The sequence below is a fragment of the Pseudomonas sp. OV546 genome, from assembly GCF_900116845.1.
Lineage (GTDB): Bacteria > Pseudomonadota > Gammaproteobacteria > Pseudomonadales > Pseudomonadaceae > Aquipseudomonas > Aquipseudomonas petroselini.
Window position 1 is genome coordinate 465,508 of sequence record NZ_FPCE01000003.1, and the last position, 18,373, is coordinate 483,880.

Genomic DNA, 18,373 nt, shown 5'->3' on the forward strand with positions numbered 1-18,373 from the left:
GTTAGACGAGTACCTGCCGGGTGCTGGCCATGTATTCATGGATCTGTTTTTCCACCCGCGGGTGAATCAGCTCAACAGGCCCGCGCCCATTGGGGCACGGCAGGGTCTTTGTCGTGCCGAACAGCCTGCAGATCAGCGGGCGCTCGTCATACACGGTGCAGCCCTTAGGCCCCAGGTGCACGCAATTCAACTCGTCCATGGCCGCGTCCTGCTCGGCCGCCGTCTTACGCGGCAGGCGCGACATTTCCTCGGGCGAAGTCGTCACTGGCCCACAGCAATCGTGGCAACCGGGAACGCACTCGAACGAAGGAATCTGCCTGCGCAGCGCGCTGATTTTCTGGCTGTTGCAACTCATCGAAACACGTACCGAACGGCGAATAGACGTGGATTCTGCCGCAAAACGCCCTGCGCAGACAGCTTCGTCCGACCGCTGTATCCTGCGTCAAATTTTCCAAACAGGGATGCTCCCCATGACCGCCAGCGCCCGGCACACCACTTCCTACTACGCGGCCAGCAGCGTGCCGCACCCCGATTACCCGGTACTGACCGGCGATAACACGGCGGATGTGTGCGTGGTAGGCGGTGGTTTTTCCGGGCTCAACACGGCTTTGGAGCTGGCCGAACGCGGTTTCAGCGTGGTGTTGCTGGAAGCGCGCAAAATCGGCTGGGGCGCCAGCGGGCGTAACGGCGGCCAGTTGATTCGCGGCGTGGGCCACGGCCTGGACCAGTTCGCCAACGTGATCGGGACCGAGGGCGTGCGCGAGATGAAGCTGATGGGCCTGGAAGCCGTGGAGATCGTGCGCGAGCGCGTCGAGCGCTTTCAGATCCCTTGCGACCTGACCTGGGGTTACTGCGACCTCGCCAACAAACCTCGCGACCTGCAAGGCCTGGCCGAAGACGCCGCAGAACTGCGCAGCCTCGGCTATCGCCATGAAGTGCGCCTGCTGCAGGCCAGCGAGATGAGCAGCGTAATTGGCTCCGACCGCTACGTGGGCGGTATGATCGACATGGGCTCCGGTCACTTGCACCCGCTCAACCTGGCCCTCGGCGAAGCCGCTGCGGCGCAGCAATTGGGCGTGAAGTTGTTCGAACAGTCCGAAGTCACGCGCATCGACTACGGCCCCGAGGTCAACGTGCATACCGCTCAGGGCAATGTACGCGCCAAGACCCTGGTACTCGCCTGCAATGCCTACCTCAATGACCTCAACCCACACCTGAGCGGCAAGGTGCTGCCCGCCGGCAGCTACATCATCGCCACTGAGCCGTTGAGCGAAGCCCAGGCCGCCAACCTGCTGCCACAGAACATGGCGGTGTGCGACCAGCGCGTCACGGTGGACTACTTCCGACTGTCTGCCGACCGCCGATTGCTGTTCGGCGGCGCGTGCCACTACTCCGGTCGCGACCCCAAGGACATCGGCGCGTACATGCGTCCGAAGATGCTGCAGGTGTTCCCGCAACTGGCCGATGTAAAAATCGATTACCAATGGGGCGGCATGATCGGCATCGGCGCCAACCGCCTACCGCAGATTGGCCGACTGGCCGCCCAACCCAACGTGTATTACGCCCAGGCCTATGCCGGCCATGGCCTCAACGCCACGCACCTGGCGGGCAAGCTGCTGGCCGAAGCCATCAGTGGCCAACAACAGGCGCGCTTTGATCTGTTCGCCCAGGTGCCGCACCTCACCTTCCCCGGCGGCAAGCACCTGCGCTCGCCACTGCTGGCATTGGGGATGCTCTGGCACAGGCTCAAAGAGCGGGTGTGAATCAACTGCGCCAGAACGGTTTCACCCCTTCCTGGCGCGCCTGCTCCTCGGTCAGCCCGACGTCACGCAACTGCTCGCGGGTCAGGTGCAGCAACGCCCTGCGCGTGTGACGGCGGTGCCAGAACAGGCTCCAGCGGCTGATATCCCGCGGCGCCGTCGCGCGCGCTTGCCCTGCCTCCAACTCCTGACTGTGTAACGCCAGCCGCACATCGCTCATACCGCTCATGGTGTTGCCCCTCGATTGCTTGTTGCTACGAGTGACAAGCATGAGTGCAGGGGCAAAAGCATTACAGATTCAACTTAACCTTATTAAATCCATACAGACACTGCCTGCGGACGCCTGAATCCTGTATTTTCCCCCTATCTGTACTGGTCTCTCGGGAGCGACCGCCATGACCCTCTACGTCAACCTTGCCGAACTGCTGGGTACACGCATCGAACAGGGCTTCTACCGCCCCGGCGATCGATTGCCTTCCGTACGGGCCCTGAGCGTGGAGCACGGGGTCAGCCTGAGCACCGTGCAACAGGCTTATCGATTGCTGGAAGACAATGGCCTGGCGATGCCCAAACCCAAGTCTGGCTATTTTGTGCCGGTCGGCCGAGCGCTGCCGGCCCTGCCCGAAATCGGTCGACCCGCCCAGCGCCCGGTGGAAATATCGCAATGGGACCAGGTGCTGGAACTGATTCGCGCCGTCCCCCGCAAAGACGTCATACAGATGGGCCGTGGCATGCCGGACGTATTGTCACCTACGATCAAGCCCCTGCTGCGCAGCCTCGCCCGTGTGAGCCGGCGCCAGGACTTGCCGGGGCTGTACTACGACAACATCATGGGCTGTATGGAATTGCGCGAACAAATTGCGCGACTGTCATTGGATTCCGGCTGCCAACTGACCGCCGACGATATCGTCATCACCACCGGCTGCCATGAGGCGCTGTCCGCCAGCATCCATGCCATTTGCGAGCCGGGTGATATCGTCGCGGTGGATTCACCGAGCTTCCACGGCGCCATGCAGACCCTCAAAGGGCTGGGCATGAAAGCCCTGGAAATCCCTACCGACCCCATCACCGGCATCAGCCTCGAAGCCCTGGAGCTGGCACTGGAACAGTGGCCGATCAAGGTCATCCAGCTCACGCCCAACTGCAACAACCCCTTGGGCTACATCATGCCGGAAGCGCGCAAACGTGCGCTGCTGACCTTGGCCCAGCGCTTTGACGTGGCGATCATCGAAGATGACGTATACGGCGAACTGGCCTACAGCTACCCACGCCCGCGCACCATCAAGTCCTTCGACGAAGACGGCCGAGTATTGTTGTGCAGTTCGTTCTCGAAAACCCTGGCGCCCGGATTGCGCATCGGCTGGGTTGCTCCCGGCCGCTACCTGGAGCGGGTGCTGCACATGAAGTACATCAGCACCGGATCAACCGCCACGCAGCCGCAGATCGCAATAGCCGAATTCCTCAAAGGCGGCCACTTCGAGCCCCATTTGCGGCGGATGCGCACGCAATACCAGCGTAATCGCGACTTGATGCTCGACTGGGTCAGCCGTTATTTCCCGGCAGGTACGCGGGCGAGTCGCCCCCAGGGCAGTTTCATGCTGTGGATCGAACTGCCGGAAGGCTTTGATACGTTGAAGCTCAACCGTGTGCTGATGGAACAAGGCGTGCAGGTGGCCGTAGGCAGCATCTTTTCCGCATCGGGCAAGTACCGCAACTGCCTGCGCATGAACTACGCTGCCAAGCCAACCGCACAGATTGAAGAAGCCGTGCGCAAGGTCGGTGCCGCCGCCAGCAAAATGCTCGCTGAGGTGGCCGACTGACCTTTCGCGGGAAATTGCCGTCATATGCCGACAACCGCCCTGATCTGGAAGCAGCTCCCTTGATGATTCAACGGCTATTACCGTTTTTCCTGTTGGGAGCCCTGGCCCTGGGTGGCTGCGCCACGGTGAGCGTACCGCGCATCCCCAGCGACGCCCTGCCCGCCGCGCAATCGTCGTTCGGCCGGTCGATCCAGGCCCAGGCCGCGCCCTATCAAGGGCGCTCCGGTTTTCGCCTGCTGCCCAACAGCAGCGAGGCGTTCATGGCACGTGCCGAGCTGATCCGTAACGCCCAGACCAGCCTCGACCTGCAGTACTACATCGTGCACGACGGCATCAGCACCCGCATGCTGGTGGACGAACTGCTCAAGGCCGCTGACCGCGGCGTGCGCGTGCGTATCCTGCTGGACGACACCACCAGTGATGGCCTGGACCAGATCATCGCCACCCTCGCCGCCCACCCCAAGATCGAGATTCGCCTGTTCAACCCGCTGCACCTAGGGCGCAGCACCGGCGCGACACGGGCCATGGGCCGCTTGTTCAACCTGTCGCTGCAGCATCGGCGCATGCACAACAAGCTGTGGTTGGCGGACAACAGCGTGGCCATCGTCGGCGGGCGCAACCTGGGGGATGAATATTTCGACGCCGAGCCCAACCTGAACTTCACCGACATCGACATGCTCAGCGTAGGGCCGGTGGCTGAGCAGCTCGGCCACAGCTTCGACCAGTACTGGAACAGTGCCCTGAGCAAGCCCATTGATGACTTCGTGTCTATTGCGCCGACCCGAGGCGACCTGGCCGCCGCACGCGTGCGACTGGAAGCCTCGCTGGCCGAGTCGCGCCAGCAGAATCACGCGCTGTACAACCGCTTGCGCACCTACCAGACCCAACCGCGCATGGACATCTGGCGCCGCGAGCTGATCTGGGCCTGGAACCAGGCGCTCTGGGATGCGCCGAGCAAGGTGCTGTCCAAGGCCGACCCAGACCCTCGGCTGCTGCTCACGACGCAACTGGCGCCGGAACTCGAAGGGGTCAACCACGAGCTGATCATGATCTCGGCCTACTTCGTGCCGGGGCAACCGGGGCTGGTGTACCTGACCGGGCGCGCCGACGCCGGCGTGTCGGTCAGCCTGCTGACTAACGCGCTCGAAGCCACCGACGTGCCGGCTGTGCACGGCGGTTACGCGCCCTACCGCAAGGCCCTGCTGGAACATGGCGTGAAGCTCTATGAGCTGCGCCGCCAACCCGGGGACGGCGGCGGCAGCGGCCCACACCTGTTTCGACGCGGTACCTTCCGTGGTTCGGACTCCAGCTTGCACAGCAAGGCGATGATTTTTGATCGGACGAAATCGTTTATCGGCTCCTTCAACTTCGACCCGCGCTCGGTGCTGTGGAACACCGAAGTGGGTGTGCTGGTCGACAGCCCGGAGCTGGCGGAACACGTGCGTAACCTGGCGCTGCAAGGCATGGCCCCGACCTTGAGCTATGAGGCGAAATTGCAGGATGGCCAGATCGTGTGGGTCACCGAGGACAACGGCCAATTGCACACCCTGACCCGCGAGCCGGGCAACTGGTGGCGGCGGTTCAATGCGTGGTTCGCCACCAGCGTTGGCCTCGAGCGGATGCTTTAAGAAAGACGAAGCCCCACACGCGATTGCATGTCAGGTCAGGCTGGCTGTGCTGCGCCGAAGGCGCCTTGGCGCAGCAACAGCACCACCAGCCCCAGCGCGCCCGCCGCCATCAGCCACGGCAGCGCATGCCCGCTGACCCACTGGCTGCCGGCACCCGCAACCAACGGCCCGATCAGGCAGCCGATACCCCACAACTGCGCCACATGGGCATTGGCGCGCACCAGCGCATCGTCACGGTAACGCTCGCCGATCAGGATCAGCGACAGGGTGAACAAACCGCCGGCACTGGCGCCGAACAGCACCCACACCGGCCAGATCAGCGGCGTGTGCATCAACGGCGCAATGGCCAGGCTCGATGCCAGCAACAGCAGCGCACAGCCCAGGAACAACGTGCGTCGCGGCAGGTAGTCGGCCAGCGCACCGATGGGCAGTTGCAGCAGCGCATCGCCGACCACCACCGTGCTGACCATGGCCAGGGCAACTTCGGCGGTGAAGCCTTGCTGCAGGCAATACACCGGCAGCAACGTGAGGATCATCGCCTCGAATGCGGCGAACAGCGCCACCGCCCATGCAATCGCGGGCAGACTCAAGCAGAAGCGCCACAGTTGCGCGAAGGTCACGCTGAAGGACTCGGCGCTCGGTGCGCCGGAGCGTCCCAGCAGCAACAGCGGCGCCACCATCAGCAGGGCTACGCCCACCCAGAAACCATAATCATGGTCGGTACCGATCAGGCCCAGCAGCAACGGGCCCGACAGTTGGCTCAAGGCATAACTGCAGCCATACAGGGCCACCAGCCGGCCGCGCCACTGCTCCACTACCAATTGGTTGATCCAGCTTTCGCCGAGGATAAATACGATGGTGAGGATCACGCCGATCATCAGCCGCAACACCAGCCAGACCGGATAGCTGGGCAGGATCGCCAACAAGCCGATGGACACCGCGCCCGCCCACAGGCACAGGCGCATGAGGTTGGCCGTGCCGAGCCAGGAGGCCATGCGACTGGAGACCTTGGCGCCCAGCAGCACACCAAACGCGGGCATAGCCGCCATCACACCAATGGCAAAGCTGCCGTAGCCCCAGCTTTCAAGGCGCAGGGACACCAGCGGCATGCTGACACCCAGCGCCAGGCCGACGCTGAGTACCGAGGCCAGGACGGCGAAATAAGTCGCCCAACGCATTGCCACGCTCCTGTGGATAATTCTTGAGAACACACAAAACAGTGTGGGAGGTGGCTTGCTGTGGTGAGGGGGCTTGTCCCCCGCCGGGTTCACTGAGAATCCGGCGGGCCCGCTTCGCAGCCCAGCGCAGGGCAAGCCTGCTCACCACAGCAAGCCCCCCCACCTTTGGCGAGCGGTGTGGCTTAGAGCTTGATCCAGGTCGACTTCAGCTCGGTGTACTTGTCGAACGCATGCAGCGACTTGTCGCGACCGTTACCCGATTGCTTGAAGCCACCAAACGGCGCAGTCATGTCGCCGCCGTCATATTGGTTGACCCACACGCTACCGGCGCGCAGGGCCTTGGCGGTCAGGTGCGCCTTGGAGATATCGGCTGTCCACACGGCGGCGGCCAGGCCATAGACGGTGTCGTTGGCGATCTTGACCGCTTCCTCGGCGCTGTCGAAGGTGATCACCGACAGGACGGGACCAAAGATCTCTTCCTGGGCGATCTTCATCGCATTGGTCACGCCGTCGAAAATCGTCGGCTCGACATAAGTACCGCCGGTTTCTTCCAAGGTGCGCTTGCCACCGGCGACCAACTTGGCGCCATCGGCATGCCCGGCTTCGATGTACGAGAGCACGGTGTTCATCTGCTGGGTGTCCACCAACGCGCCGACGTTAGTGGCCGGGTCCAGCGGGTTGCCTGGCTTCCAGCCCTTGAGGGCCTCGATCACCAGTGGCAGGAATTTATCCTTGATGGAACGCTCCACCAGCAGGCGCGAACCGGCGGTGCAGACTTCGCCCTGGTTGAAGGCGATAGCGCCGGCGGCGGACTCGGCGGCGGCTTGCAGGTCCGGTGCATCGGCAAACACGATGTTGGGGCTCTTGCCGCCCGCTTCCAGCCATACACGCTTCATGTTCGACTCGCCGGAGCGGATCAACAGTTGCTTGGCGATCTTGGTCGAACCGGTGAACACCAGGGTGTCGACGTCCATGTGCAGCGCCAGCGCGTTGCCCACGGTGTGGCCGTAGCCCGGCAGCACGTTGAACACACCTTTTGGAATACCGGCCTCAACGGCCAGGGCCGCGATACGGATGGCGGTCAGTGGGGATTTTTCGGACGGTTTGAGGATCACCGAGTTACCGGTGGACAGCGCCGGGCCGAGTTTCCAGCAGGCCATCATCAGTGGGAAGTTCCACGGCACGATGGCGCCGACGACGCCGACCGGCTCACGAGTCACCAGGCCCAGTTGGTCGTGCGGAGTGGCGGCGACTTCGTCGTAGATTTTGTCGATGGCTTCGCCGCTCCAGCTCAGGGCATTCGCCGCGCCGGGTACGTCGATGTTCAGGGAGTCGCTGATCGGCTTGCCCATGTCCAGGGTTTCAAGCAGCGCCAGCTCTTCAGCATTAGCCTTGAGCAACGCGGCGAAACGGATCATGGTGGCTTTGCGTTTTGCCGGCGCCAGGCGCGACCACACACCGGAGTTGAACGTGGCACGCGCGTTTTCAACGGCGCGCTGGGCGTCGACGGCGTCACAGCTGGCAACAGTGGCCAGCAGGCGACCATCGACCGGGCTGATGCACTCGAAGGTGTCACCGGAAACAGCGGCGGTGTACTCGCCATTAATGTAGGCGCGGCCTTCGATCTTCAGATCCTTGGCGCGTTGTTCCCAGTCGGCACGGGTCAGGGTGGTCATGCGAGTGTCCTCCTCTTATGGAATACAAGGGCCAGGCGATGTGCCCCGGCAGCCTCAAAGAATGCGTGCCCCGCCAGCCAGCTGTTCGGCTCAAGGCAGCTGCCACCCTAAACCAGCGGCTGGGGATGTTTCAATATATTTGACATAACGTAGGAAAACGCCCTTGCGATGTTCATTTTAATAAACATAGACTTTGGGTTCTCCAACCGCAGGCCAGACGGGACACGCACATGAGCATCCAGGACATCGTCGACTTCAGCCAAGCCAGCACCGCCCCAGACCGCTACCGCCCCGCCGCCGAAAAAATCCTCAAGGGTGATCCCGAGCAAACGATCTACAACCACTACAACAGCCCGTGCGGCCAGATGAGCGCCGGGGTGTGGGAAGGTGAGGTCGGGCAATGGAAGGTCAACTACACCGAGCATGAGTACTGCGAGATTGTGCAAGGTGTGTCCGTGCTACGTGATGCCGACGGCAATGCCAAGACCTTGCGCGCGGGTGATCGCTTCGTGATCCCCGCCGGCTTCAGCGGCACCTGGGAAGTGCTGGAGCCTTGCCGCAAGATCTACGTGGTGTTCGAACAGAAAGCCTGACCGGCAAATCGCAGGCAAAAAAAAGCCCGGATCGTGAGATACGGGCTTTTTTTCACAAGGAGGAAAATCAATTACTTGATTTTGCCTTCTTTGTAGATCACGTGCTTGCGAACGCGCGGGTCGAACATTTTCTTTTCGAGCTTGTCCGGGGTAGTACGCTTGTTCTTGTCGGTAGTGTAGAAGTGACCAGTACCGGCGCTAGAGATCATTCGAATCAATTCACGCATGATAGAGCTCCTTAGATCTTGCCAGCGGCACGGATTTCGGCCAGCACGACAGTGATGCCACGCTTGTCGATAATGCGCATGCCTTTAGCGGATACGCGCAGACGGACGAAACGTTTCTCTTCTTCAACCCAGAAGCGGTGATGCTGCAGGTTCGGCAGGAAACGACGACGGGTTTTGTTATTTGCGTGGGAAATGTTATTCCCAGTCACCGGACCCTTACCGGTAACTTGACAGACTCTCGACATGCCTCAGCCCTCTAAAACCACATGCCCAACCCGGCATGGGTTGGCCGCTTAATCTCTCAGTCATTTGGCGCCAGGCGCCGCGTTTCTTTAGGGTCTTACCGGCTACACCTACAAGCGAAGGAACCGGGCCCCTAGAAAAGAGCGCTGCTTTATACCAGAAAGACCCCAGTGCAACAACAGCCCGCGTGTTTTTACTGGCGTAAATCTTGGCGACAGACGCCTGAACCGCTGCCAGGAGGGGCCGCTGTCATAGCCGACCGCTCGTCGCACAGAATGATTTACAGCGCGCGCGAACACCGTGAAGTGCTCGACGAAACGCGATGAGGCGCCATCAAAACAGCATTTGGGGCAAAAGCACAGCCAAAAATGGGCTAGTCATTTACCTATCAGACCACTACGGTAGGACTTTTCCAGACTGCACTCGCAGATGGGCCTTCGATCTGCAAAGGAAACCGAACATGCGCCTCGCTGCCCTACCGCTATTGCTAGCCCCTCTATTCATCGCCCCGCTGGCCTCTGCCGCCAGCAATTTGAGCGTCTGCACCGAGGCCAGCCCCGAAGGGTTCGATGTGGTGCAATACAACTCGCTGACCACCACCAACGCCTCGGCCGATGTGCTGATGAACCGCTTGGTGGACTATGACGCGACCAGCGGCAAACTGGTGCCCAGCCTGGCAGACAGTTGGGACGTCTCGCCAGATGGCCTGACCTATACCTTCAAGCTGCACCCGGATGTGAAATTCCATCGCACCGATTACTTCACCCCAAGCCGCACCCTGACCGCCGAAGACGTGCGCTTCAGCTTCGAGCGCATGCTCGACCCGGCCAACCCATGGCACAAGATCGCCCAGAGTGGCTTCCCCCACGCGCAGTCGCTGCAACTGCCGACGCTGGTGAAGAAAATCGACGCCCTCGACCCGCTCACCGTGCGCTTCACCCTGGACCATGCCGACTCCACCTTCCTCGCCGCCCTGAGCATGGGTTTTGCCTCGATCTACCCGGCGGAATACGCCGATAAACTGCTCAAGGCTGGCACGCCGGAAAAGCTCAACAGCCAACCGATCGGCACCGGTCCGTTCATCTTCAGCCGTTTCCAGAAAGACGCCGTGGTGCGCTACAAAGCCAACCCGGACTACTTCGCCGGCAAACCGGCTGTGGATAACTTGATCTTCGCCATCACCCCGGACGCCAACGTGCGCCTGCAGAAGCTGCACCGTGATGAATGCCAGATTGCCCTGTCGCCCAAGCCGCTGGACGTGGGCGAGGCCGAAAAAGACCCGGCGCTCAAGGTCGAGAAAACCGCTGCCTTCATGACCGCCTTCGTGGCCATCAACAGCCAGCACCCGCCCCTGGACAAACCTGAAGTGCGCCAGGCGATCAACCTGGCCTTCGACAAGGGCAGCTACCTCAAAGCCGTGTTTGAAGGGACCGCCGAGGCCGCCAATGGCCCTTACCCGCCCAACACCTGGAGCTACGCCAAGGACTTGCCCGGTTACCCGCAGGACCTTGCCAAGGCCAAGGCACTGCTGGACCGCGCCGGTCTGAAGGAGGGTTTCAAGACCACCCTCTGGACCCGCCCCACCGGCAGCCTGCTGAACCCCAACCCGAACCTCGGTGCCCAACTGCTGCAGGCTGACCTGGCCAAGGTCGGCATCCAGGCCGAGATCCGTGTGATCGAATGGGGCGAGCTGATCCGCCGCGCCAAAGCCGGCGAACACGACCTGCTGTTCATGGGCTGGGCCGGCGACAACGGTGACCCGGATAACTTCCTGACCCCGCAGTTCTCGTGCGCGGCAGTGAAATCCGGCACCAACTTCGCCCGCTACTGCGACCCAACGCTGGACAAGCTGATCAGCGCCGGCAAGACCACCAGCGAGCAAGGGGTGCGCAGCAAGCTCTACCAGCAGGCCCAGGCGCAGATCCAGCAGCAGGCACTGTGGCTGCCGCTCGCGCACCCTACGGCGTTTGCCCTGGCCCGCAAGAATGTCGAGGGCTACCAGGTGAGCCCATTCGGGCGCCAGGATTTCTCGAAGGTCAGCGTCAAGCCCTAAGCTGCACGCTGCAAGCCCACTTGAGGCTTGCAGCTTCACCCGTTCATTTGCTGCCTCTACAGCCACCCATATTCCGCCATCGACAACGGGTCGCCGTCCCCTACGATGATGTGATCGAGAACTCGCACATCCACCACTTCCAAGGCCTTTTGCAGCAACTTGGTCAATTTTCGATCAGCTGCGCTCGGCTCAAGGCTGCCGGAAGGATGGTTATGGCAAAGGATCAGCGCCGCCGCGTTATAGGCCAGGGCGCGCTTGACCACCTGCCGGGGGTAAACCATCGCCGCGTCGATAGTGCCTTGGGACAAGGCCTCGAAACCCAGCACCCTGTGCCTTGAATCAAGGAACAGACAGCCGAAGATTTCGTGGGGCTCGTGCCGCAGCATGGCTTTGAGGTAATCGCGCACGGCCTTCGGGCTCTCCAGCACCGAGTCATGTCGCAGGCGTTCGGCCATGTGCCGCTTGGCCATTTCCAGTACCGCCTGCAACTGGGCAAACTTCGCCGGCCCCAAACCCAATTGTTGGTTGAACAGTGCCTGACTGGCCTCCAACAACGGGCGCAAGCCGCCGAATTGCGCCAACAGATGGCGCGCCAGGTCCACTGCGCTCCTGCCGGAAACCCCTGTACGCAAGAAGATCGCCAGCAGCTCGGCATCCGACAGACTCGCCGCGCCCCATTCCAAAAGCTTTTCTCGCGGCCGCTCCGCCGCCGGCCAATCGCGAATACTCATCCCTGCTCCCTCTCCCTATACGCCATGTGCACCGCTGTTGACTCGCGGACGCTGTGTTATCGTAGGCCCTCTTTTTTGCATGTGATTTCCCCTGGGGAGGGGGCATCGCAGGCGTCACTGAACTGGCATCACTGAACTGGAAAGGCAAACCAATGCAGCGTCTGTATCGGAAACGCATCGTTCTCGGCGTTGGCGGCGGCATTGCCGCCTACAAGAGCGCAGAGCTGGTCCGCAGGCTCCTGGACCAGGGCGCCGAAGTGCGCGTGGTCATGACGCGCGGCGGCAGTGAGTTCATTACTCCACTGACCATGCAGGCGTTGTCCGGGCACCCGGTTCACCTGGACCTGCTGGACCCCGCGGCCGAAGCCGCCATGGGCCATATCGAGCTGGCCAAATGGGCCGACCTGGTGCTGATCGCCCCCGCCACCGCCGACCTGATCGCGCGACTGGCCCAAGGCATTGCCGATGACCTGCTGACCACCCTGATACTGGCCACCGACGCCACCGTCGCCATCGCCCCGGCCATGAACCAGGCCATGTGGCGCGACCCGGCCACCCAGGCCAACACTCAACTCCTGCAAAGCCGTGGCCTCAAGGTGTTCGGCCCGGCGTCCGGCAGCCAAGCCTGCGGCGACGTCGGCATGGGCCGGATGCTCGAAGCCACCGACCTGGCGCTGTGCGCCGCCGAGTGCTTCCAGCACCTGGCCCTGACCGGCAAGCACGTGCTGATTACGGCTGGCCCGACCCAGGAAAACATCGACCCGGTGCGCTACATCACCAACCATAGCTCAGGAAAAATGGGCTTCGCCTTGGCCGAAGCGGCGGTCGAGGCAGGCGCACGTGTCACCTTGATCACCGGCCCGGTGCATTTGCCGACCCCTGATCGGGTCACGCGAATCGACGTAGTCAGCGCCCGCGACATGCTGGCGGCCTGTGAGGCCGCTATTCCGTGCGACCTGTTTATCGCCTCGGCAGCGGTTGCGGACTACCGCCCGGAAGTCGTCGCCCCGCAAAAACTCAAGAAAGACCCTACAAGCGGTGATGGCCTGCTCCTGCAAATGGTGCGCAACCCAGACATCCTGGCCACCATCGCCACGCGTCCGGACCGTCCGTTCAGCGTCGGCTTCGCCGCCGAGACCGAGCATTTGCTGGATTACGCCGCACGCAAATTGAAAGACAAAAACCTCGACCTGATCGTGGCCAATGATGTCGCCAACCCGAGCATCGGCTTCAACAGCGAGGAAAACGCCTGCAGCGTGATCGACCGCGAGCTGCACGCCACCCTTTTCGCCCAGACCAGCAAGGGCAAGATTGCCCGCCAACTGATCTCTTTTATCGCCCAACGGCTGAACCAGGTTTAATTTCCATGCACGCTTTGCAAGCCAAGATCCTCGACCCACGCATCGGCAACGAATTCCCACTGCCGGCCTACGCCACACCGGGCTCCGCCGGCCTCGACCTGCGCGCTATGCTCAAGGAAGACACCGTGCTTGAGCCGGGCCAGACCCTGCTGATTCCGACGGGCCTGTCGATCTACGTCGGCGACCCTGGCCTGGCGGCGCTGATCCTGCCGCGCTCCGGCCTGGGCCACAAACACGGCATCGTGCTGGGCAACCTGGTGGGCCTGATCGACTCGGACTACCAGGGCGAGCTGATGGTGTCGTGCTGGAACCGTGGCCAGACCGCGTTCAACATCGCCGTCGGCGAGCGAATCGCCCAGCTGGTACTGGTACCGGTGGTGCAGGCGCACTTTGAACTGGTAGAAGAGTTTGATGAGACCCAGCGTGGCGCAGGCGGCTTTGGGCATTCCGGCAGTCACTGACTAAGCTGAATCTGGCCGGGCGTCGTTGCCCGGCCCGACGCCACCGCAAGGCTTTTCAGGACGAAGAATGCGCGGACTTTATCAGCGAGATTTCCCCATAGAAATCAATGAATTACGTAAACAGCAGGACAAAGCCAGCACGCTGCTGGCACTTTTGCACCACGAACTCTCTGCCGAAAACACCGTCATACCCTTCAGTTTGAGCCTGCCGGTCAGCCACATTAAGGCCAGCCTTGCCCCCTTCAGATGGAGTTTCCCCCCGCGATGAGTACCGCAGCCCGAGTAGCCCCGACATTCCCCGACAGCATCTTTCGCGCCTACGACATCCGTGGCGTGGTGCCTAAGACGCTGACTGCCGAAACCGCCTACTGGATTGGCCGCGCCATCGGCTCACAGAGCCTGGCCCAGGATGAGCCCAATGTGTCGGTCGGCCGTGACGGTCGCCTGTCCGGCCCGGAGTTGGTGGAGCAACTGATCCAGGGCCTGGCCGACAGCGGTTGCCATGTGAGTGATGTCGGCCTGGTACCGACCCCAGCGCTGTACTACGCAGCCAACGTACTGGCCGGCAAGTCCGGGGTGATGCTCACGGGCAGCCATAACCCATCGGACTACAACGGCTTCAAGATCGTCATCGCTGGCGACACCCTGGCCAACGAACAGATCCAGGCCCTGCACAACCGCCTGAAAACCAACGACCTGACCAGCGGTAAGGGCACCATCACCAAAGTCGACATCTTGCAGCGCTACTCTGACGAAATCACCCGTGACGTCAAACTTGAGCGCCGCCTGAAAGTGGTGGTGGACTGCGGCAACGGCGCGGCCGGCGTGATCGCCCCGCAGCTGCTCGAAGCCCTGAACTGCGAAGTGATCCCCTTGTTCTGCGAGGTCGACGGCAACTTCCCCAACCACCACCCGGATCCGGGCAAGCCTGAAAACCTGGTTGACCTGATCGCCAAGGTCAAGGAAACCGGGGCTGACGTCGGCCTGGCCTTTGACGGCGACGGCGACCGCGTGGGGGTGGTGACTGAAACCGGTGAAATCGTATTCCCGGACCGCCTGCTGATGCTGTTTGCCCGCGACGTGGTAGCGCGTAACCCAGGCGCCGAGATCATCTTCGACGTGAAGTGCACCCGCCGCCTCACGCCGCTGATCAAGGAATACGGTGGTCGCCCGCTAATGTGGAAGACCGGTCACTCGTTGATCAAAAAGAAAATGAAAGAAACCGGCGCGCTGTTGGCCGGCGAAATGAGTGGTCACGTGTTCTTCAAGGAGCGCTGGTTCGGCTTTGACGACGGCATTTACAGTGCCGCACGCTTGCTGGAGATCCTCAGCAAGGAAAAATCCACCGCCGAAGAGCTGTTCCAGACCTTCCCGAACGATATTTCTACGCCAGAGATCAATATCCATGTGACCGAGGAGAGCAAATTCAGCATCATTGACGCACTGCACGATGCGCAATGGGGCGAAGGCGCCAACCTGACCACCATTGATGGTGTGCGAGTCGATTACGCCAAAGGCTGGGGCCTGGTTCGCGCGTCCAACACCACACCGGTGCTGGTCCTGCGTTTCGAGGCGGATACCGAGGCTGAGTTGCAGCGCATCAAGGACGTGTTCCACGCCCAGTTGAAACGTGTTGCCCCTGATCTCCAATTACCGTTCTGATTTTTTACCGGAGCCCTGAATGACCCTCGAACGCGAAGCCGCTGCCAATACCGCCAAGGTCCTTTCCGAAGCGTTGCCTTACATTCGACGCTACGTCGGCAAGACGCTGGTGATCAAGTACGGCGGCAATGCCATGGAAAGCGACGAGCTGAAAACCGGCTTTGCCCGCGACATCGTGTTGATGAAAGCCGTGGGGATCAACCCGGTAGTTGTCCACGGTGGCGGCCCGCAAATCGGCGACCTGCTCAAGCGTTTGTCGATCGAGAGTCACTTCATCGATGGCATGCGCGTCACTGACGCGCAGACCATGGACGTGGTGGAGATGGTCCTCGGCGGCCAGGTCAACAAGGACATCGTCAACCTGATCAACCGCCACGGCGGCAGCGCCATCGGCCTGACCGGCAAGGATGCGGAGCTGATCCGTGCGAAAAAACTGACCGTGACCCGTCAGACGCCGGAAATGACCCAGCCGGAAATCATCGACATCGGCCAGGTAGGCGAAGTGATCGGTATCAATACCGACCTGCTGAACCTGCTGGTCAAGGGCGACTTCATTCCCGTGATCGCACCGATCGGCGTGGGCGCCAATGGCGAGTCCTACAACATTAACGCCGACTTGGTGGCCGGCAAGGTGGCTGAAGCGCTGAAGGCTGAAAAGCTGATGCTGCTGACCAACATCGCCGGCTTGATGGACAAGGAAGGCAAGGTATTGACCGGCCTGACGACCCAACAGGTCGACGAGCTGATCGCCGACGGCACCATCTACGGTGGCATGCTGCCGAAGATCCGTTGCGCGCTGGAAGCGGTGCAAGGCGGCGTGGGCAGCTCGCTGATCCTCGACGGCCGAGTGCCGAATGCGATCCTGCTGGAAATCTTCACCGATACCGGTGTGGGCACCCTGATCAGTAACCGCAAGCGTCCTTAAACGCCACACACAAAAAGGCCCTGCTCAATCTGATTGAGCAGGGCTTTTTTATACAGGCGATTAACTTGAGCCTTGCGGTGATCCAAATGTGGGAGGGGGCTCTGTGTCAGACGCCGAATTGTTCACGGTACGCACGAACAGCAGGCAAATGCTGCTTGAGCTGCGGGTCATCTTCCAGGAACTGCAGCACCTGATTCAGCGACACGATGCTCACCACCGGAATACCGAAATCACGCTCCACTTCCTGGATCGCCGACAACTCACCGTTGCCACGTTCCTGGCGGTTCAGCGCGATCAACACGCCGGCAGCTTTGGCGCCGTCCTGGGAGGTGATGATCTGCATCACCTCACGGATGGCGGTGCCAGCGGTGATCACGTCGTCGATGATCAGCACGTCACCGGTCAGCGGTGCGCCCACCAGGCTCCCGCCTTCGCCATGGGCCTTGGCCTCCTTGCGGTTGAAGCACCACGGCAGGTCCTGCCCGTGATGTTCAGCCAGGGCCACGGCTGTCGCGGCGGCCAGGGGAATGCCCTTGTAGGCTGGGCCAAACAACACATCAAAGGAAATACCGCTTTCAACGATGGCTGCCGCATAGAAACGACCCAGCTGAGCCAGGGCCGAACCGGAGTTGAACAAACCCGCATTGAAGAAGTACGGGCTGGTGCGCCCGGACTTGAGGGTGAACTCACCGAAGCGCAAAACGCCGCGATCGATGGCAAAACGAATGAAATCGCGTTGATACGCCTGCATGAAAAAAGCCTCAGATACCACGGATTTAGCTAATTAGGTAGACGGCGTGTATCATACACGCACGCGATTTTTGGGGCCATTTATGCGGATCATCAGTGTGAACGTTAATGGTATTCAGGCTGCAGTCGAGCGTGGTTTGCTCAGTTGGCTGCAAGCCCAGAATGCCGACGTCATCTGCCTGCAGGATACCCGCGCCTCCGCCTTTGAACTGGACGACCCAGCCTTCCAACTGGATGGCTACTTCCTTTATGCCTGCGATGCCGAAGTGCCCACCCAAGGTGGCGTGGCTTTGTATTCGCGGTTGCAACCCAAGGCGGTCATCAGCGGCCTCGGCTTCGAGACAGCCGACCGCTACGGGCGCTACCTGCAAGCCGATTTCGATAAGGTCAGCATCGCGACCTTGCTGCTCCCTTCGGGGCAGAACGGCGATGAAGACTTGAACCAGAAGTTCAAGCTAATGGACGATTTCGCCCGTTACCTGGACAAACAGCGGCGCAAACGTCGCGAGTACATTTATTGTGGCTCGCTGTACGTGGCGCAACAGAAGCTGGATATCAAGAACTGGCGCGACAGCCAGCAATCTCCAGGCTTCCTGGCGCCGGAACGCGCCTGGATGGACGAGATTGTCGGCAACATGGGCTATGTCGACGCACTGCGCGAAGTCAGCCGCGAAGGCGACCAGTACAGCTGGTGGCCGGATAACGAACAGGCTGAGATGCTCAACCTGGGCTGGCGTTTCGACTACCAGTTGCTGACCCCCGGCCTGCGCCGGTTCGTTCGCAGCGCACGCCTGCCGCGCCAGCCACGCTTCTCGCAGCACGCGCCGCTGATCGTGGACTACGACTGGACATTGACCATCTGAGGTCTTTTTCCAGGCACAAAAAAACCGACATCGCTGTCGGTTTTTTTGTGCCTGTTCATTATTTGATCACGCGCCAGGTCAGCGGATAGCGATAGGCGATCCCCTTGTTGGCCTTGATGCTACCAATGATGGTCAGCACCACCGTGGCGATCGCCAGGGCGAACATCAGGAAAAAGCCAATCACCGCGAAGGCCAGCACGATGCAAGCTATCCAGGCGATGGCCACGGTGATCTGGAAGTTCAGGGCTTCCTTGCCCTGATCATCAATGAACGGGTCCACTTCTTTCTTCATCTGCCACAGGATCAGCGGCCCCACGACACTGCCGAAGGGGAACACAAACCCCAGAAACGCCGCGAGATGGCACAACATTGCCCCCTGGCGCACTTCGTAGGAAGGCGTAGGCACTGGCGTCTGGTTGTCATTCATGGCGTTTCTCCTTGA

The 18,373-nt window shown here is 61.4% G+C and carries 19 protein-coding genes and 1 pseudogene; 11 read left to right on the forward strand and 9 right to left on the reverse strand.

What is annotated here, in order from left to right:
* Position 1 precedes the first annotated feature (1 nt).
* On the reverse strand, positions 2-355 hold the full coding sequence (locus BM403_RS10155) for a YkgJ family cysteine cluster protein (RefSeq protein WP_015886520.1): 354 nt from the start codon (positions 353-355) through the stop codon (positions 2-4).
* 115 nt (positions 356-470) lie between these two features.
* On the opposite strand from BM403_RS10155, the gene BM403_RS10160 reads away from it, so the two are divergent.
* Entirely contained in the window at positions 471-1,763 is a 1,293-nt protein-coding gene (locus BM403_RS10160) for an NAD(P)/FAD-dependent oxidoreductase (RefSeq protein WP_093542650.1), read from the forward strand.
* 1 nt (position 1,764) lies between these two features.
* Here the strand turns inward: BM403_RS10160 and BM403_RS10165 are convergent, their stop codons facing one another.
* Entirely contained in the window at positions 1,765-1,989 is a 225-nt protein-coding gene (locus BM403_RS10165) for a DUF1127 domain-containing protein (protein ID WP_093542653.1), read from the reverse strand.
* A 166-nt stretch (positions 1,990-2,155) separates the two neighbouring features.
* Here BM403_RS10165 and BM403_RS10170 point away from each other — a divergent pair, with 166 nt between their 5' ends.
* Together BM403_RS10170 and BM403_RS10175 are read left to right on the forward strand one after the other, a co-directional pair.
* Positions 2,156-3,580, forward strand: coding sequence for an aminotransferase-like domain-containing protein (locus tag BM403_RS10170; RefSeq protein ID WP_064053255.1), 1,425 nt, complete (start codon positions 2,156-2,158; stop codon positions 3,578-3,580).
* Between the two features lie 62 nt (positions 3,581-3,642).
* On the forward strand, positions 3,643-5,208 hold the full coding sequence (locus tag BM403_RS10175; protein ID WP_093542655.1) for a phospholipase D family protein: 1,566 nt from the start codon (positions 3,643-3,645) through the stop codon (positions 5,206-5,208).
* Between the two features lie 35 nt (positions 5,209-5,243).
* Here BM403_RS10175 and BM403_RS10180 read toward each other — a convergent pair whose 3' ends face one another.
* Both BM403_RS10180 and BM403_RS10185 read right to left on the reverse strand, forming a co-directional pair.
* The gene (locus BM403_RS10180) at positions 5,244-6,386 is read right to left on the reverse strand and encodes an MFS transporter (protein WP_015886525.1); all 1,143 of its coding nucleotides are present in this window, start codon (positions 6,384-6,386) and stop codon (positions 5,244-5,246) included.
* Between the two features lie 182 nt (positions 6,387-6,568).
* Positions 6,569-8,062 (reverse strand): aldehyde dehydrogenase, encoded by a 1,494-nt coding sequence (locus tag BM403_RS10185; protein ID WP_015886526.1) that lies wholly within the window; start codon positions 8,060-8,062, stop codon positions 6,569-6,571.
* Between the two features lie 230 nt (positions 8,063-8,292).
* Here BM403_RS10185 and BM403_RS10190 point away from each other — a divergent pair, with 230 nt between their 5' ends.
* A complete protein-coding gene (locus BM403_RS10190) occupies positions 8,293-8,655 on the forward strand; it encodes a cupin domain-containing protein (protein ID WP_015886527.1) in 363 nt (120 codons plus the stop codon).
* A gap of 71 nt (positions 8,656-8,726) precedes the next feature.
* Here the strand turns inward: BM403_RS10190 and rpmG are convergent, their stop codons facing one another.
* Positions 8,727-8,882 (reverse strand): 50S ribosomal protein L33, encoded by a 156-nt coding sequence (rpmG, locus tag BM403_RS10195; protein WP_003176906.1) that lies wholly within the window; start codon positions 8,880-8,882, stop codon positions 8,727-8,729.
* An 11-nt stretch (positions 8,883-8,893) separates the two neighbouring features.
* On the reverse strand, positions 8,894-9,127 hold the full coding sequence (gene rpmB / locus BM403_RS10200; RefSeq protein WP_003176907.1) for a 50S ribosomal protein L28: 234 nt from the start codon (positions 9,125-9,127) through the stop codon (positions 8,894-8,896).
* A gap of 458 nt (positions 9,128-9,585) precedes the next feature.
* Between rpmB and BM403_RS10205 the strand changes: the two genes are divergently transcribed.
* The gene (locus BM403_RS10205; RefSeq protein WP_093542657.1) at positions 9,586-11,178 is read left to right on the forward strand and encodes an ABC transporter substrate-binding protein; all 1,593 of its coding nucleotides are present in this window, start codon (positions 9,586-9,588) and stop codon (positions 11,176-11,178) included.
* Positions 11,179-11,234: 56 nt separating this feature from the next.
* Here the strand turns inward: BM403_RS10205 and radC are convergent, their stop codons facing one another.
* The gene (gene radC / locus BM403_RS10210) at positions 11,235-11,909 is read right to left on the reverse strand and encodes a RadC family protein (RefSeq protein WP_015886529.1); all 675 of its coding nucleotides are present in this window, start codon (positions 11,907-11,909) and stop codon (positions 11,235-11,237) included.
* 152 nt (positions 11,910-12,061) lie between these two features.
* On the opposite strand from radC, the gene coaBC reads away from it, so the two are divergent.
* The 5 genes and pseudogenes from coaBC (at position 12,062) to argB (ending at position 16,318) form a co-directional block, all read left to right on the forward strand.
* Positions 12,062-13,270 (forward strand): bifunctional phosphopantothenoylcysteine decarboxylase/phosphopantothenate--cysteine ligase CoaBC, encoded by a 1,209-nt coding sequence (gene coaBC / locus BM403_RS10215; RefSeq protein ID WP_046034856.1) that lies wholly within the window; start codon positions 12,062-12,064, stop codon positions 13,268-13,270.
* Positions 13,271-13,275: 5 nt separating this feature from the next.
* The gene (gene dut, locus BM403_RS10220) at positions 13,276-13,731 is read left to right on the forward strand and encodes a dUTP diphosphatase (protein WP_010207501.1); all 456 of its coding nucleotides are present in this window, start codon (positions 13,276-13,278) and stop codon (positions 13,729-13,731) included.
* Positions 13,732-13,798: 67 nt separating this feature from the next.
* Complete coding sequence (locus BM403_RS10225) at positions 13,799-13,999, forward strand: hypothetical protein (protein WP_093542659.1); 201 nt, start codon at positions 13,799-13,801, stop codon at positions 13,997-13,999.
* A pseudogene (locus BM403_RS10230) lies at positions 13,972-15,393 on the forward strand (phosphomannomutase/phosphoglucomutase); the annotation flags it as partial. The gene BM403_RS10225 and the pseudogene BM403_RS10230, both read left to right, overlap by 28 nt.
* A gap of 19 nt (positions 15,394-15,412) precedes the next feature.
* Positions 15,413-16,318, forward strand: coding sequence for an acetylglutamate kinase (gene argB / locus BM403_RS10235; RefSeq protein WP_015886532.1), 906 nt, complete (start codon positions 15,413-15,415; stop codon positions 16,316-16,318).
* A gap of 106 nt (positions 16,319-16,424) precedes the next feature.
* Here argB and pyrE read toward each other — a convergent pair whose 3' ends face one another.
* A complete protein-coding gene (pyrE, locus tag BM403_RS10240) occupies positions 16,425-17,069 on the reverse strand; it encodes an orotate phosphoribosyltransferase (RefSeq protein WP_093542661.1) in 645 nt (214 codons plus the stop codon).
* Positions 17,070-17,151: 82 nt separating this feature from the next.
* Between pyrE and BM403_RS10245 the strand changes: the two genes are divergently transcribed.
* On the forward strand, positions 17,152-17,931 hold the full coding sequence (locus tag BM403_RS10245) for an exodeoxyribonuclease III (RefSeq protein WP_003195493.1): 780 nt from the start codon (positions 17,152-17,154) through the stop codon (positions 17,929-17,931).
* 58 nt (positions 17,932-17,989) lie between these two features.
* Here BM403_RS10245 and BM403_RS10250 read toward each other — a convergent pair whose 3' ends face one another.
* Positions 17,990-18,358: a DUF4870 domain-containing protein gene (locus tag BM403_RS10250; RefSeq protein ID WP_015886533.1), complete on the reverse strand. Its 369-nt coding sequence runs from the start codon at positions 18,356-18,358 to the stop codon at positions 17,990-17,992.
* Between the last annotated feature and the right edge of the window lie 15 nt (positions 18,359-18,373).